Below are 15403 nucleotides of genomic sequence, written 5' to 3' on the forward strand. Positions count from 1 at the left end.
TCCCGTTTAGTTGGCCGCCGAGGCGTGTTTCTTGCCCCAGGCGCCGGCGCCGTGCTTTTTCTGTCCCTTGGCCTCGCCGACGGCGGCCGAAGCGGCTTCGCGCGCCTGTGCTGCGCGGTCTATCACCTTGACCTGGGCGCCGTTGCGCAGCTTGTCCACGCCGTCTATCACCACGCGCTGGCCGGGTTTCAGGCCATCCTCGATGATGGTGTCGGTGCCGGACACCGGACCGGTCTTGACCTTGGCGATGCTGACGGTAGAGTCGCCGCCCACGGTGTAGACGTAGCTGCCCACCTTGCCCAGCTGCACCGCTACGGTGGGCACCACTACCGCGTCCTTGCGCACGCCCAACTGCAGGTTGATGTTGACGAACTGGTTGGGGAACAGCTGCTGCTGGTCGTTGGCGAAAGAGGCCTTGATGTTGATGGTGCCGGTGCTGGTGTTCAGCTGATTGTCCAGCGCCAGCAATTTGCCGTCGGCCAGCTTGTGGCGGTTGTCGCGATCCCAGGCTTCGACCTTCAGCGCCTTGTTGTCGCGGGCGGCCTGCAGCACCGAAGCCAGGCTGGTTTCGGGAACGGCGAACACCGCGTTGATCGGTTGAGTCTGGGTGATGGTGACCAAGCCATTCGCGTCGCTGGCGTGAACGATATTGCCCGAATCCACCTGGCGCAGGCCGACGCGGCCGCTGATCGGCGCGACGACGCGGGTGTAGTCGACATTGATGCGCGCGGCGGCTACCGATCCCTGATCAACCTTGACCGTGCCTTCGTACTGGTGGACCAGCGCCTGCTGGGTGTCCACCTGCTGTTTGGCGATGGAGTTCTGGCTGGCCAACTGCTTGTAGCGGGCCAGATCCAGGCGGGCGTTTTCCAGCAGCGCCTGGTCGCGCAGCAACTGGCCCTCGGCCTGGGTCAGCGCCGCCTGGTAGGGGCGGGCGTCCAGCTCGGCCAACAGCTGCCCCTGCTTGACCTGCTGGCCCTCGGTGAAGTGGATCTTGTCCAACTGGCCGTCGACGCGGCTGCGCACGGTCACGGTATTGGTGGACGTGACGGTGCCCAACGCATTCAACTGCAGGGGCGCGTCCATGGTCCGCACGTCCGCCACGCCTACCGCCGTCGGCGCGGCACCCTTGTTGCGGGCGGCGGCTTCCTTGGCGCTTTGATTGTGCTGGTGCCACCACCAGCCGCCACCCAGCGCGGCGAGCAGGATGAGTATCAGGGGCAGGCGTTTGGATTGGGCTGGCGCGGCGGTGGACATGCGGAAAGCTCCGGGCGGACGTTGAGTGTTGTTGTAGGCAAAGCATGACATTTTTACATGCTTTGTGCTGCGCTTACGCGTGAAAACAGCGATTTAGTGCTGAATACGCATGTATAAGAGTGAGCGCATTGTATTAGCCTGGTTTGAGTGGGGAATGGCTTTGTGTTGTGAATTGTTAATGAAAAACGAGTGTCCGCTTTTTAATATTGGCTTAGGGTAAAAGCTCGATGGGCTAAGGCTTTGGCTGCTATGACATTCTGAAGTTGCCGCCCATGGAATGGCGAGGGCGGTGTTTTTACCATTTGTTTACATGCGCCGGGTGGAATCTCTACCCGGCTTTTATTTTCGCGGCCCTAGCATGCTGAATGAAGCGTCAATTATCTGGACGATAGCGTTGCAAGGAGAAAACATGTTGGCTGCATTCAGAAGCATGGCCATTTCGGCTTCCGACCGAAAACGCAGGAGCCAGCCCATGGCCATGCTGGCGTTGGCAGCGCTGGGCGTGGTGTTCGGCGACTTGGGCACCAGCCCGCTGTACGCTTTGCAGGAGGCGTTCAATGGCGATCACGGCGTGCGGCCGACGCCCGACAATGTGATCGGGGTGGTGTCGCTGTTTTTGTGGTCGCTGATCCTGATGGTCAGCATCAAATACGTGCTGGTGCTGATGCGGGCCGACAACCGGGGCGAGGGCGGCATTCTGGCGCTGCTGGCCCAGATTACCGGCGGACGGGCGGATGGTCGGGGGCGCGCCGCTTGGGGCTGGGTGTTGTTGGGCTTGGCCGGCGCGGCGATGCTGTACGGCGACGGGGTGATCACGCCGGCGGTGTCGGTGTTGAGCGCGATGGAAGGGTTGCAGGTGGCGACGCCGGCTCTGGCCGCCTATGTGGTGCCCGCCACCGTCGTGATCCTGGCCTTGCTGTTCATGGTTCAGCCTTTCGGCTCCGGGCGGGTGGGCGTGGCTTTCGGTCCGGTACTGGCGGCGTGGTTCGCGGCAATCGCCGCGCTGGGCCTGGCCCAGTTGTGGCGGAACCCGGCCATTCTGCAGGCGGCCAATCCTTGGCACGGCATCGCGTATTTTCAGCGCAACGGTTTCGCCGGTTTCGTTTCGCTGGGCGCGGTGGTGCTGTGCCTGACCGGCGCTGAAGCGTTGTACGCCGATATGGGCCATTTCGGCGCGCGGCCGATCCGGCTGGCCTGGTATGGCCTGGCGCTGCCGTCGCTGATCTTGAGCTACGTGGGGCAGGGCGCGCTGTTGCTGGCTCACCCGCAGCTGTCCGGTAGGCCTTTCTATTCGATGGTGCCTGAGTGGGGGCTGTACCCGATGGTGGCGCTGTCCACCCTGGCCACCATCGTCGCCTCGCAGGCCTTGATCACCGCGGTGTTTTCGCTGACCCACCAGTCGGTGCAGCTGGGCTTCTTCCCCCGGGTGAAGGTGCTGCATACCTCGGGCAGCCACAAGGGCCAGATCTATCTGCCTTTGCTGAACTGGGTTTTGATGCTGGCCACGATCGCGGTGGTGCTGGGCTTTCGCGAGTCGGGCAAGCTGGCCGCGGCGTTCGGCTTAGCCGTCTCCACTACCATGGCCATCACCACCGTGCTGTTCGCGGTGCTGGCGCGCCGCCGCTGGCATTGGCCGTGGTGGGCGGTGGCGCTGGTGGCGGGGGGATTGTTCGCCATCGACCTGGCTTTCTGGCTGGCCAATGTGCTCAAGTTTCTGGATGGCGGCTGGCTGCCGCTGCTGCTGGGTCTGGCGGTGTTCGCGATGATGGGATGCTGGTTCGGCGGCCGAAGGCTGCAGCGGCATGAAAGCCGCGGCCGCCAGTTGCCGGTGGAGGCTTTGCTCTCCAGTCTGGAGACGAATCCGTTGATGCGGATTCCGGGCGTCGGGGTATTTCTGTCCGAAAGCGCGGACGGCACGCCGTCGGTGTTGCTGCACCATCTGAAACACAATCAGGCGCTGCACGAAACCGCGGTGCTGCTGACGTTGCAGATGCTGGACGTGCCGCGGGCCGCCGGCGAGCGCGTGTCGGCGCAGTGGCTGGGGCAGGGGGTGGCCAGGGTGGCGGCGAGTTACGGCTATATGGAGGAGCCGGACGTGCCGGAGGCGATGGCGCGAGCGGCGGAGCTGCTGCGCCTGCCGCCACTGGAGCCGTTGAGCACCAGCTATTATCTGGGGCGGCAAACGCTGGTGGCCGCGCCGGGCAGCGGCGGCTTCAAGCGCTGGCTGGTCGGCGTCTTCGCCTTTCTCAGGCAGAACGAGCGCAGCGCCACGCTGTACTTCGGCCTGCCGCCCAACCGGGTGGTGGAGCTGGGCGCGCGCATCGAATTGTAGCGTGTCGGCCTCATGAAATTTCCGATCCGGCAGAGCGCGCCGCAGCGCCGGCTTCGCCTTGCCTGCTCTGGTTTTTGCGTTCATTTCCGAACATGACATCTTCGTTTTTTGCGTAAATCGCCTAATCCGGGCTAGGCAATGCCGGCGATCGATGTCATTCTTTGCCGCTTTGATTGTCACCCGCCCGGCGCAGAGCCTGGGCGACGCCGGTTCAGGTCCGCGCGGCAGAACAACAGAGTGAGTTGGATATGAGCAAGAAACAAGACGCGCCCGAGCTGCGGCGCACGCTGCAGGCGCGCCACCTGTCGATGATCGCCATCGGCGGCTCCATCGGCACCGGCCTGTTCCTGGCGTCCGGCGCCACCATCTCGAGCGCAGGCGCCGGCGGCGCGCTGCTGGCTTACGCGCTGGTGGGCCTGATGGTGTACTTCCTGATGACCAGCCTGGGTGAAATGGCCGCCTTCATGCCGGTGTCCGGCTCCTTCCAGGCTTACGGCTCGCGCTTCGTCGATCCGGCCTTCGGCTTCGCCCAGGGGTGGAACTACTGGTACAACTGGGCGATCACCGTCGCGGTGGAGCTGGCCGCGGCCGCCATCATCATGAACTATTGGTATCCCGGCGTGCCGGGCGTGGTGTGGAGCGGCGGCTTCCTGGCCATCATCTTCGCGCTCAACTACTTCTCGGTGAAGGGCTTCGGCGAGGCCGAGTTCTGGTGCTCGATGCTGAAAGTGGCCACCATCATCGCCTTCATCGTCATCGGCTTCCTGATGATTCTGGGCATCATGACCGAGCCGAACCCGAGCCGCATCGCGCCGGGTCTGAATGTGATGATGCAGGGCGACGGCGCTTTCGTAGGCGGCCTGGCCGCCTTTGTCGGCGTCGCCATGGTGGTCGGTTTCTCCTTTCAGGGCACCGAGCTGATCGGCGTCGCCGCCGGCGAGTCTGCTAATCCGGGCCGCACCATTCCGCGCGCGGTTCGCCAGATCTTCTGGCGCATCCTGATGTTCTACATGCTGTCCATCCTGATCATCGGCCTGATCCTGCCGCACAACGATCCGTCTCTGCTGAAGAACGACATGAAGGACGTCGGCGCCAGCCCGTTCACGCTGGTGTTCAACCGCGCCGGCCTGGCCTTCGCCGCCAGCCTGATGAACGCGGTGATCCTGTCCGCCATCTTGTCGGCCGGCAACTCCGGCATGTACGCGTCCACCCGCATGCTGTATGCGATGGCCAAGAACGGCATGGCGCCCAAGGTTTTCGGCAAGCTGACTGACAACGGCGTGCCGCGCAACGCGCTGTACGCCACCACGCTGGTCGCCTGCCTGTGCTTCCTGACCTCGCTGTTCCAGAGCAACGCGGTCTACATGTGGCTGCTCAATTCGTCAGGCATGACCGGCTTCATCGCCTGGCTGGGCGTGGCCATCAGCCACTACCGCTTCCGCCGCGCCTATGTGAAGCAGGGCTACAGCCTGGACGATCTGCCGTACAAGGCCAAGTGGTTCCCGCTGGGTCCGGTGTTCGCCTTCGTCTTGTGCCTGCTGATCATGCTGGGCCAGAACTATACCGCCTTCACCGCGGCTAAGGTGGACTGGAACGGCGTCATCGCCACCTATCTGGGCATTCCGCTGTTTGTGGCGCTGTGGTGGGGATACCGCGTCAAGCACAACACCCGCATGGTGCCGCTGGACAAGGTGGAACTGGCCGAGGCGCATCGCAACGCCTTGATGCTGCGGGAAGAAAACCGCGGCGGCAAACCGGTTTCCGTCCAGGTGTGATCGCTCTGGAAAAATGCTTGGAAAAGCCCGCTGGCAAGCGGGCTTTTTTTATGGTTTCATCCGCTATCCTGACAACATTTTAAACCTTCCAGGCGGGGTGCCGTATGCAGTTGCTGTCCACCTTCATTACCAAGTTTCTGTTCGTGATGGCGGCGCTGCTGCCCATCATGAACCCGCCCGGCCTGGTGCCCATCTTCATCTCGATGACGGCGCGCAACACGCCGCAGCAGCGGCGCTACCTGGCGCGGCGCATCGCCGTCTATTGCGCGCTGCTGTTGATCGGCAGCATGTTCGTCGGCGGCTACGTGCTGTCCTTCTTCGGCGTGTCGCTGCCGGTGGTGCAGATGTCCGGCGGCCTGCTGATCACCTTCGCCGCCTGGCGCATGCTGAACGACACGCCGGCGGAATCCAGCCAGCCGTCCACCGAGCAGGCCAGGGTGGACAGCCAGGCCGAGCTCAAGCAGCGCGCCTTCTATCCGCTGACCTTCCCGCTGACGGTGGGGCCGGGCTCGGTGTCGGTGGCCATCACCATCGGCGCCACGCTGACCGGCAGCGGCAAGGGCCTGGTGCGTTTCGTGATCAGTCCGGTGGCGGGTCTGACCGCGGTGCTGGTGTGCAGCACGCTGGTCTACCTGTGCTACGCCAACGCCGACAAGCTATTGCGCTACCTCGGCCAGACCGGCTCGGTGGTGTTCCTGCGGCTGTCCGCATTCATCCTGCTGTGCTTGGGCGTGCAGATCATGTGGGACGGCTTCGGCGAACTGGCCAGCCAGTGGCTGCGCGACAACGCCGCGATGCTGCATTGATCAGCATTCCATCCGCGTGCCGCCGGGCCGGCATTTATTGACTTGAGGCAAGGTTGACGAAGGGAGAAGGCGGCAGACTGTGTTCAATGGCAATCCACTGACTGGAGACGGACATGAGCACAAGCGCTTTCTTCATCCCCTCGCTGAACCTGATGGGCGCGGGCTGTCTGCAACAGGCCGTCGACGCCATGCGCGGCCACGGCTTCCGCCGCGCGCTGATCGTCACCGACCAGGGCCTGGTCAAGGCCGGGCTGGCCGGCAAGGTGGCGAAGATGCTGGGCGACGCCGACATCGAGCCGGTGATCTTCGACGGCGTCCATCCCAACCCCAGTTGCGCCAACGTCAACGCCGGTCTCGCGCTGCTGCGGGAAAAACAGTGCGACGTGGTGGTGTCGCTGGGCGGCGGCTCGCCGCATGATTGCGCCAAGGGCATCGCGCTGGTAGCGGTGAACGGCGGCAAGATCCAGGACTACGAAGGCGTGGACAAGTCGGCCAAGCCGCAACTTCCGCTGGTGGCGATCAATACCACCGCCGGCACCGCGTCTGAAATGACCCGCTTCTGCATCATCACCGACGAGTCGCGCCACATCAAAATGGCCATCGTCGACAAGCACACCACCCCCATTCTGTCGGTCAATGATCCGGAAACCATGGCCGGCATGCCGGCCGCGCTGACGGCGGCCACCGGCATGGACGCGCTGACCCATGCGGTGGAGGCCTATGTGTCCACCATCGCCACTCCCATCACCGACGCTTGCGCTTTGAAGGCGGTGGAGCTGATCGCCGGCTTTCTGCGCCGAGCGGTGAAGGACGGACAAGACATGGAAGCGCGCGAGCAGATGGCTTACGCCCAGTTCCTGGCCGGCATGGCTTTCAACAACGCTTCCTTGGGCTATGTGCACGCGATGGCGCATCAGCTGGGCGGCTTCTACGATCTGCCGCATGGCGTGTGCAACGCCGTGCTGCTGCCGCATGTCCAGGTTTTCAACGCCGCCGTCGCCGGCGAGCGGCTGGGCGATGTGGCCATCGCGCTGGGCGAGAAAGCGCGCAGCGCCGAGGCTGCCATCGCTGCGATCAAGCGCTTGGCCGCCGATGTCGGCATCCCGGCGGGCTTGGCCGCGCTGGGCGTGAAGGAGGCCGATATCCCGACGCTGGCGGACAATGCGCTTAAGGATGCTTGCGGGTTGACCAATCCGCGCAAGGGCAGCCATCAGGATGTCTGCTCGATTTTCCGCGCGGCGATGTAGCCGATGACGGGGCGGAGCGGCCGATGCGTGAGATCGGCCGCTCCGCAGAGAAAAATTTTTTGCCAGTATATATCGCACTACGATATTTTAATTAAAAGCTAAAGTAGGCGGCTGGGGCTGGAGGAGCTGGTTTGCGCATGCGAAAGCAAGACAGGAGGTAACGATCATGGGAATCGAAATACGTTTGGAAAGAGTGGAGGGCTGCCGGAATCCACCGGCTGGCGCGTTTCTGGTGGACAGCAAGTGGCCGCGAGGGCTGCCGCGTTCCGCGCTGGCGGCCGGGCACTGGCTGCCCAGGGTGATGCCGACCGATGAATTGGTGGCCTGGATGCGTTTGCAGCCGCTGCGTTGGGCGACCTTCTGCGATATCTACTGGGCCGATATGGGCAATAATCCCGCGCGCTGGCTGCCTTTGTTGAAAGCGATGGAGCAGGGCGAGCTGGCGTTGCTGCATAGCGGCGAGCCGGACGAGCATAGCCCGGTGATGGCGCTGAAAGCCTTTTTGCAGCAGCGCTACCGCGAGCGGCAGGATGAAAAGGCGGAAGCGTGAGCAGGATTGCCATCGGCGGCGGGCCGGCGATGCGTTAGACTGCCGCGCATGATCCACTGTCATTGAAGCGATGGCATGAGCTTGAGCAAGGAAGATTTCGAACGTCTGGCGGATTTCCGCTATCGGCTGCGCCGTTTTCTGCGGTTCAGCGAGGATCTGGCCCAGGATAGCGGCATCACGCCGCTGCAGTATCTGCTGCTGCTGCAGCTGAAGGGCTACCCGGGCCGCAGTTGGGCCACGGTGGCTGAGCTGGCGGAGCGGCTGCAGTCCCATCATCACAGCGTGGTGGGGCTGGTCAGCCGCTGCGAGGGGCAGCAGCTGGTGCGGCGCCAGCCTGGGCGCGAGGACAGGCGCTGCGTGGAGGTGCACCTGCAGCCCAAGGGCGAAGAGCTGGTGGCCAGGCTGGCCGGCGCGCACCGGGACGAATTGATCGCCTTGCAGGAGGATGGCGGCTACCTGTCGCTGGACTTGTTGCTGCAGACCAAGCGCCAATTGCAACTGCCGGAGGAGCTGGGCTAGGCAAATAGCGCGGAGCCGTGTTGCATATGGCTTGATGGCATTTAGTAAACTCGCCGTTTTCAGGCAAGATGTCGGGATGCGGTCCGCCGAATGGGCGGACAAGAAAGCAAGAAAGAGAGAATCATCATGGCATCCGACGCGCCGCATCTTCCGCTGCATCCCGAAACCCTGGCCATCCGCGCCGGCCGGGAAACCAGCCAGTTCAACGAGCACAGCCAGGGCTTGTTTCTCACTTCCAGTTTCACCTACGATTCCGCGGCCCAGGCCGCCGCGATGTTTCTCGGCGAGGTGGACGGCTACACCTACAGCCGCTTCACCAATCCCACCGTCGCCGCGTTCCAGCAACGGCTGGCGGAAATGGAGGGCGGAGAGCGCGCCATCGCCACCGCCACCGGCATGGCGGCGATCCAGGCCATCATGATGACGCTGCTGCAGGCCGGCGATCACATCGTGTCGTCGCAAAGCCTGTTCGGCTCCACCACCAATCTGTTCGCCAATCAGTTGTCCAAGTTCGGCGTGGCCACCACCTTTGTCGACGCGCGCGACCTGTCGCTCTGGCGCGAGGCGCTGCAGCCCAATACCAAGCTGCTGTTCCTGGAGACGCCGTCCAATCCCTTGACCGAGGTGGCGGATATCTCCGCCATCGCCGAGATCGCCCACGCGCACGGCGCCTTGCTGGTGGTGGACAATAGCTTCTGTTCCCCGGCCTTGCAGCAGCCGCTGAAACTGGGCGCCGATCTGGTCATGCACTCGGCCACCAAGTTTCTGGACGGCCATGGCCGGGTGATGGGAGGCGCGGTGGTGGGCAGCGACAAGCTGATCGAGCAGATTTACCTGCATGTGCGCGCCGCCGGTCCGTCGTTGGCGCCGTTCAACGCCTGGACGCTGTTGTCCGGCATGGAAACGTTGCACCTGCGCATGGAAAAACACAGCGCCAACGCGCTGGAGTTGGCCCGCTGGCTGGAGGCGCAGCCCAATGTCGAGCGCGTTTATTACCCCGGCCTGCCCAGCCATCCTCAGCATGAACTCGCGCTGCGCCAGCAGAAGAGCGGCGGCGCGGTGGTGTCTTTCGTGGTCAAGGGCGGCAGAGAGGCCGCGTGGCGAGTGGTGGACGGCGTTCAGGTGATTTCCCGCACCGCCAATCTGGGCGATGTGAAAACCACCATCACCCACCCATCCAGCACCACGCACGCCCGCGTGACGTCAGAGGCGCGGGAGCGCGCCGGCATCGTCGAGGGGCTGTTGCGCGTCAGCGTCGGGCTGGAAAATGTACGGGACCTTCAACAAGATCTGTTGCGAGGCCTTGACTAAGCGCTTTTAACGCGTGTTTCATTCAAACGGCAGTCTAAAATTAGACTGCCGTTTTCTGTTTGCCCTGGGGATGGGTGGCGAGGCTGGCGGGACATGCCTTGACATCGATCAAGTTAAAACGTAAGTTTGAAACGCTTGTTCGAAAGCTGAGATGAGCAAGACCAAATCACAAAACACAATAAAGGCTCTGGAGATCATGGAGGGCAACCGTCCCGATACCGCAACCCGCATCCTGGACGTCGCGGAACGTCTGTTCGTGGAGCACGGCTTCGAGGCGACTTCTCTGCGAATGATCACCCAGCAGGCCGAGGTGAATCTGGCCGCGGTGAATTATCACTTCGGCTCCAAGGATGCGTTGTTCGAATCCGTGTTTCTGCGCAGGCTGGCGCCCTTGCTGGAAGGGTGCTTGGCGGAACTGGATACGCTGGAGGCGCGGGAAGGAGACTTGCCGCTGGAGCAGCTGGTGCTGTCTTTCATACGGCCCTGTCTGGCCCTGTCCAAGGATCCGTCGCGCGGCGGCGCCATGTTCGTGCGCTTGCTGTCGCGGACCCTGGTGGAGAACCACCGCCTGCTGCGCGAGACCATCTCGCAGCAGTACAGCGTGTTCGTGCAACGCTATACCAGCGCCTTTCAACGGGCGCTGCCGCACTTGGAGCCGGAACAGCTCGCCTGGCGGATGCATCTCGCCTTCAGCGTCATGTTCAACGCCTTCGCCGGCAACGATGTGCTGAAAATCTTCACGCGCAGCCAGATCGTTACCGCCCGGGACCCGGACATGATCGTCAAATATCTGGTGCCTTTCGTGATTGCCGGTCTGGTCGCGCCCATCGAAGGCTGATTCCGCACCGCCAGCCCATTACAAGATCACGGCGGCGCATGCGGAACTGAGGGGTCAACACGAGGGTAAACACAATGATTGCTGCCATTCTTCTGATCGTGCTGCTCGGCGCGCTGGCGTATCTCGCCGCGCCGGTGCTGGCCTGGACCGTCGGTATCGCCGCCTGGCTCGCCGCGCTCCAGTTCGTATTCCACTGCCCGGTGCCTGTCGCCGCCTGGGTTGTTTTCGCCGTGGTCGCCGCGGTGCTCAACATCGTGCCGCTGCGCCGCGCCGTTTTCACCGGCCCGGTATTCGGCGTGTTCAAGAAAATCACGCCGGCGATGTCGCAGACCGAGCAGGAGGCCATCAACGCCGGCACGGTCTGGTGGGATCGCGACTTGTTCTCCGGCAAGCCGGATTACAACCGCCTGCTGTCTTTCCCGGATCCGAAGCTGACGCCTGAAGAGCAGGCCTTCATTGACGGTCCGACCGAGCAGCTGTGCGGCATGATCGACGACTGGAAGATCACCCATGAGCTGAAGGATCTGCCCCCGGAAGTGTGGCAGTTCATCAAGGATCATGGCTTTCTGGGCATGATCGTCAAAAAGAAATACGGCGGCCTGGAATTCTCCAACTACGCCCACGCTAAAGTCGTGACCAAGATCGCCACCCGCGGCGGCACCGCCGCGGTGACGGTGATGGTGCCCAATTCGCTCGGACCGGGCGAGTTGCTGCAGCACTACGGCACCGAGGCGCAGAAAGACTACTACTTGCCGCGTCTTGCCAAGGGCGTGGAAGTGCCGTGTTTCGCGCTGACCAGCCCGTACGCCGGCTCCGACGCCGGTGCCATTCCAGATTACGGCGTGGTCTGCCGCGGCTCCTATACTCACCCGCGCACCGGCGAGCGTTTCGAGAACGTGCTGGGCGTGCGCGTCAGCTGGGAAAAGCGCTGGATCACGCTGGCGCCGGTCGCCACCATCCTGGGTCTGGCGTTCAAGATGTACGACCCGGAGCACCTGCTGGGCGACAAGGAAGACATCGGCATCACCTGCGCGCTGGTGCCGACCGAGCATGAGGGCGTCGAGATCGGCCGTCGCCACTTCCCGGGCGGCTCGGCCTTCATGAACGGCCCGACCTGGGGCAAGGACGTATTCATTCCGCTGGACTGGATCATCGGCGGCCGCGAATACGCCGGCCAGGGCTGGCGCATGCTGGTCGAGTGCCTGTCGGTCGGACGCTGCATCTCGCTGCCGGCGATGTCCGTCGCCTGCGGCAAGCTGACCACCTACACCACCGGCGCCTTCGCCCGCATCCGCGATCAGTTCGGCCTGCCCATCGGCAAGTTCGAGGGCGTGGACGAGGCGATGGCCCGTATCGGCGGCTTCACCTACCAGATGGAAGCGTCGCAGGACCTGGCGTTGACCGCGCTCGACAATGGCGAAAAGCCGTCGGTGCTGTCCGCGATCCTGAAGTACCACAATACCGAGCGCATGCGCAAAACGCTGAATGACGCGATGGATGTGCATGGCGGCAAGACCGTGGTGCTGGGGCCGCGCAACTATCTGGCGCGCGGCTATCAGGCGGTGCCGATCGGCATCACCGTGGAAGGCGCCAACATCCTGACCCGTTCGATGATCATCTACGGCCAGGGCGCGATCCGTTGTCATCCGTTCGTGCTGCGCGAGATGAAGTCGGCGATGGCCAACGACGGCGCCGAGTTCGATAAGGCCATCACCGGCCACATCAATTTCGTGATCAGCAACTTCGTCCGTTCGCTGTGGCTGGGCCTGACCTGCGCTCGCTTCGCGTCCAGCCCGAAGGGCGGCGCTACCGCGGCGTACTACAAGCGCGTCACCCGTCTTTCCAGCGCCTTCGCGCTGCTGTCCGACATGGCGATGTTCAGCCTGGGCGGCTCGCTGAAGTTCCGCGAGAAGCTATCTGCGCGCCTGGGCGACATGCTGTCCGGCCTCTATATCGCCACGGCCAGCCTGAAGCGTTTCGAGCGTGAAGGCGCGCCGAAGGAAGATATCGCGGTGATGAGCTGGGCGGTGGAGAACGCGCTATACGATGTTCAGGTGGCGATGGACGGCTTCCTGGCCAATCTGCCTAGCCGCGGTCTGGCCTGGGTGTTGCGCCGCGTGATCTTCCCATGGGGCCTGACCCTGAAGCCGGCCTCCGACCGCGTCGGCACCAAAGTGGCCCGCGCGATGATGGAGCCGGGCTCCACCCGCGACCGCCTGACCCACGGCATGTATGTGCCGAAGTCCGAGGCCGATCCGGTGGGCGTGCTGGAGCACGCGCTGCACGCCATCCTGGCTACCGAGCCGGTGGAGCAGAAGCTGCGCAAGCTGACGCGCGACGGCAAGTTCAAGGCCATCACCGCACGCGAGCGTCTGGCTGAGGCGCTGCAGACCGGCTTGATCAATCAGGAAGAGTTCGACGCGGTCACCCGCGCCCGCAAGCTGAAGCGCGACGTGATCATGGTGGACGACTTCGACAAGAAGCTGGATCAGCATGACGAACAATTGCTGCAGCGCCTGATTTTCTAAATCAGGCAACGTGGTACCATGCGCCGGATGCCGCATGCATCCGGCGTTGAGCAAAGCGGCCGCGTCTGTTGCGGCCGTTTTCTCAGCGCTATGCTTTCAAGGGGGTGGGGGATGGAACAGCAGGAACACCGGACGCCGGTATTGCGGGTGCGCGCTTTGCCCACCAGCACCAATGCCTATGGGCGGGTCCAGGCGGGCTGGCTGATGAGCCAAATCGACATGGCGGGCAGCCTGGACGCCGAGCGGCTGTCCTGCGGCCCGGTGACGACGGTGGCCGTCAATGCCTTCCAGTTCGCCGCGCCCATTCTGCTGGGCGATGTGGTGGATCTGTACGTGGAGCGCCTGCGCATCGGCCAGAAATCCATCACGCTGAAGATCTCCGTCGAGGCCGAACGCATGGACGGTTCGCACATCCGCATCACCGAAGTGATCGCCACTTTTGTCGCGGTGGACGCAGACGGCAAGTCCAGATTGCTGGGTGACGCCTAGTCTAAATGTGGTGGCGAAAACAAATTGTTGTGGAAATGTTGCATTAAACGAACGTTTGGAACAAAAGCTCTGATATCTGGTTGGATTGCTCTAATTCTCTGGTAGCATCGATGATGATGCGGTCAATGACCAAGTCATCGTTAATGAAAATATTCAAGCTACAAAAGAGAGGGAAGCATGAAGCTCAAGCATCTCAGCCTGTCCGTGATGATCATGGGCACCGCGCTCGGTCTGGCATCGACTCAGGCTGCGGCCTCGGGTTATCAGTTCGGCTCGCAGAGCGTCTCCGGCCAGGGCACCGCCCACGCCAACGGAGCAGAGGCCAACGATCCTTCCACCATCTTCACCAACCCGGCCGGCCTGTCCCGGCTGGATGGCACCCAGCTCGTCATCGGCGGCACCCTGGTGGTTCCGCATTCCGAATATACCGACAACGGCTCTACCACCACTGGCGCTCTGGGTATTCCTGCGCACGCTACTGGTGGCGGCAATGGCGGCACTTTCGCGCCCAAGGCCGTGGCCGCGCCGACCTTTTACCTGTCGCACAAGATCAACGACAAGATCACCGCAGGCATCGGCATGTATGTGCCTTACGGCGCCAAGCTGGACTACGGCTTTGATTGGGCTGGCCGCTATGCGTTGAAAAGCGTCAACCTGCAATCGTTGAACATCAACCCGTCCATCTCTTTCAAGCTGGATGACCGCCACTCTTTTGGTTTCGGCGTGTCCGCCCAGTACATGGATGCGACGCTGGAGCAAATGGCGGATGCGACCACTGGCATCAATGCCAAGCTTGCTAGTCAGGGATTGCCTGCAGCCGCCATTCGGGCGTTGGGTGTTCAAGGCGATGGTCTAGCTCATGTGGAAGGTAATGATTGGGGCTTTGGCTGGAATATTGGCTATATGTTCCAGCTAGATGAAAATACCCGGTTTGGCTTGGCGTACCGCTCTAGCGTCAAACAAAAGCTTAGCGGCTCATCTACTTGGACTTTTAACAACGTAACCAATAATGCGTTAGTTTTACCTGCGCCGTATAACATCAACATCCCTGCGAATTCGTTGGGAGCGGTGGCAAAAGGCTATCATCCAAATGCATCCGCTTCTGTTGACTTGTCCACACCGGAAACCGTGTCCGCCAACTTCTTCCATCAGCTGAATCCCAAGGTGGCGCTGATGGGCGACGTGACCTGGGTGCGAAACTCGCGTTTGAAGCAGATCGACATCAAGCAGTACAGCACGCCGGTTCAGGGCGATCTGGTGCTGCACCAGAATTGGAAGGATACCTGGCGCGTGTCGTTCGGCTCCAACTACCAGCTGAACGATTCCTGGATGCTGCGCGGCGGTGTGGCTTGGGAGCAGTCTCCGGTGCAGAGCGATCAGGATCGCCATCCCGCTCTTCCGGACAGCGACCGCCTCTGGCTGTCGTTTGGCGCCAATTACAAGATCAACAAGCAAAGCTCGATCGATCTGGCCTACAGCTTCATTGACTTCAAGAACGCCAATGTCAACTACACGGATACTTGTAATCCGAGCGGTAATAATGGAACCTGCACTGGCAATGGCGGCACGGTCAAAGGCAGCTACAAGACTTATCTGCAGCTGATCGGCGTGCAATACAACTACCGTTTCTAAGCGGCTGCATGCCGGCATGAAAACGGTTCGGGGCGGGCGCGCAAGCGTTCGCCCCGCTTGCTTTGGGCGATCTGGCGGCATTGTTGCGCTCGCGCCAGCGCCGCATGCGATTTTTTTGC

General features: G+C 62.6%; 12 protein-coding genes. 11 read left to right on the plus strand and 1 reads right to left on the minus strand.

Going from position 1 to position 15403, the window contains the following annotated elements; all coding sequences use genetic code 11:
• Window positions 1-6: 6 nt before the first annotated feature.
• Window positions 7-1257, minus strand: coding sequence for an MdtA/MuxA family multidrug efflux RND transporter periplasmic adaptor subunit (locus LQR33_RS20045; protein WP_231470191.1), 1251 nt, complete (start codon window positions 1255-1257; stop codon window positions 7-9).
• A gap of 472 nt (window positions 1258-1729) precedes the next feature.
• Between LQR33_RS20045 and LQR33_RS20050 the strand changes: the two genes are divergently transcribed.
• The 11 genes from LQR33_RS20050 to LQR33_RS20100 all read left to right on the plus strand — a co-directional run bounded on the left by LQR33_RS20050 (window position 1730) and on the right by LQR33_RS20100 (window position 15284).
• A complete protein-coding gene (locus LQR33_RS20050) occupies window positions 1730-3589 on the plus strand; it encodes a potassium transporter Kup (RefSeq protein WP_231470192.1) in 1860 nt (619 codons plus the stop codon).
• 248 nt (window positions 3590-3837) lie between these two features.
• Window positions 3838-5364, plus strand: a complete 1527-nt coding sequence (locus LQR33_RS20055) for an amino acid permease (protein WP_166440678.1) — start codon at window positions 3838-3840, stop codon at window positions 5362-5364.
• 104 nt (window positions 5365-5468) lie between these two features.
• The gene (locus tag LQR33_RS20060) at window positions 5469-6170 is read left to right on the plus strand and encodes a MarC family protein (RefSeq protein ID WP_021476030.1); all 702 of its coding nucleotides are present in this window, start codon (window positions 5469-5471) and stop codon (window positions 6168-6170) included.
• A gap of 113 nt (window positions 6171-6283) precedes the next feature.
• Entirely contained in the window at window positions 6284-7417 is a 1134-nt protein-coding gene (gene yiaY, locus LQR33_RS20065) for an L-threonine dehydrogenase (RefSeq protein ID WP_221665651.1), read from the plus strand.
• 166 nt (window positions 7418-7583) lie between these two features.
• Window positions 7584-7967 (plus strand): DUF488 domain-containing protein, encoded by a 384-nt coding sequence (locus LQR33_RS20070; RefSeq protein ID WP_221665650.1) that lies wholly within the window; start codon window positions 7584-7586, stop codon window positions 7965-7967.
• A 75-nt stretch (window positions 7968-8042) separates the two neighbouring features.
• Window positions 8043-8486, plus strand: a complete 444-nt coding sequence (locus LQR33_RS20075; RefSeq protein ID WP_021476033.1) for a MarR family transcriptional regulator — start codon at window positions 8043-8045, stop codon at window positions 8484-8486.
• 126 nt (window positions 8487-8612) lie between these two features.
• Complete coding sequence (locus LQR33_RS20080) at window positions 8613-9797, plus strand: O-succinylhomoserine sulfhydrylase (RefSeq protein WP_231470193.1); 1185 nt, start codon at window positions 8613-8615, stop codon at window positions 9795-9797.
• A 196-nt stretch (window positions 9798-9993) separates the two neighbouring features.
• Entirely contained in the window at window positions 9994-10635 is a 642-nt protein-coding gene (locus tag LQR33_RS20085; protein WP_046157005.1) for a TetR/AcrR family transcriptional regulator, read from the plus strand.
• A 74-nt stretch (window positions 10636-10709) separates the two neighbouring features.
• A complete protein-coding gene (locus LQR33_RS20090) occupies window positions 10710-13163 on the plus strand; it encodes an acyl-CoA dehydrogenase (protein WP_166440674.1) in 2454 nt (817 codons plus the stop codon).
• Between the two features lie 111 nt (window positions 13164-13274).
• Window positions 13275-13652 (plus strand): acyl-CoA thioesterase, encoded by a 378-nt coding sequence (locus LQR33_RS20095; RefSeq protein WP_166440673.1) that lies wholly within the window; start codon window positions 13275-13277, stop codon window positions 13650-13652.
• A gap of 177 nt (window positions 13653-13829) precedes the next feature.
• Window positions 13830-15284, plus strand: a complete 1455-nt coding sequence (locus tag LQR33_RS20100) for an OmpP1/FadL family transporter (protein ID WP_231470194.1) — start codon at window positions 13830-13832, stop codon at window positions 15282-15284.
• The last annotated feature ends 119 nt before the right edge of the window (window positions 15285-15403 follow it).

This window comes from Chromobacterium piscinae (assembly GCF_021129175.1).
Taxonomy (GTDB): domain Bacteria; phylum Pseudomonadota; class Gammaproteobacteria; order Burkholderiales; family Chromobacteriaceae; genus Chromobacterium; species Chromobacterium piscinae.

What these genes read in the sequence shown, in the direction of transcription:
- LQR33_RS20045 (WP_231470191.1), bottom strand. Translation starts at nt 1,257, where the DNA reads ATGTCCACCGCCGCGCCAGCCCAATCCAAACGCCTGCCCCTGATACTC.
- LQR33_RS20050 (WP_231470192.1), top strand. Translation starts at nt 1,730, where the DNA reads ATGGCCATGCTGGCGTTGGCAGCGCTGGGCGTGGTGTTCGGCGACTTG.
- LQR33_RS20055 (WP_166440678.1), top strand. Translation starts at nt 3,838, where the DNA reads ATGAGCAAGAAACAAGACGCGCCCGAGCTGCGGCGCACGCTGCAGGCG.
- LQR33_RS20060 (WP_021476030.1), top strand. Translation starts at nt 5,469, where the DNA reads ATGCAGTTGCTGTCCACCTTCATTACCAAGTTTCTGTTCGTGATGGCG.
- yiaY (WP_221665651.1), top strand. Translation starts at nt 6,284, where the DNA reads ATGAGCACAAGCGCTTTCTTCATCCCCTCGCTGAACCTGATGGGCGCG.
- LQR33_RS20070 (WP_221665650.1), top strand. Translation starts at nt 7,584, where the DNA reads ATGGGAATCGAAATACGTTTGGAAAGAGTGGAGGGCTGCCGGAATCCA.
- LQR33_RS20075 (WP_021476033.1), top strand. Translation starts at nt 8,043, where the DNA reads ATGAGCTTGAGCAAGGAAGATTTCGAACGTCTGGCGGATTTCCGCTAT.
- LQR33_RS20080 (WP_231470193.1), top strand. Translation starts at nt 8,613, where the DNA reads ATGGCATCCGACGCGCCGCATCTTCCGCTGCATCCCGAAACCCTGGCC.
- LQR33_RS20085 (WP_046157005.1), top strand. Translation starts at nt 9,994, where the DNA reads ATGGAGGGCAACCGTCCCGATACCGCAACCCGCATCCTGGACGTCGCG.
- LQR33_RS20090 (WP_166440674.1), top strand. Translation starts at nt 10,710, where the DNA reads ATGATTGCTGCCATTCTTCTGATCGTGCTGCTCGGCGCGCTGGCGTAT.
- LQR33_RS20095 (WP_166440673.1), top strand. Translation starts at nt 13,275, where the DNA reads ATGGAACAGCAGGAACACCGGACGCCGGTATTGCGGGTGCGCGCTTTG.
- LQR33_RS20100 (WP_231470194.1), top strand. Translation starts at nt 13,830, where the DNA reads ATGAAGCTCAAGCATCTCAGCCTGTCCGTGATGATCATGGGCACCGCG.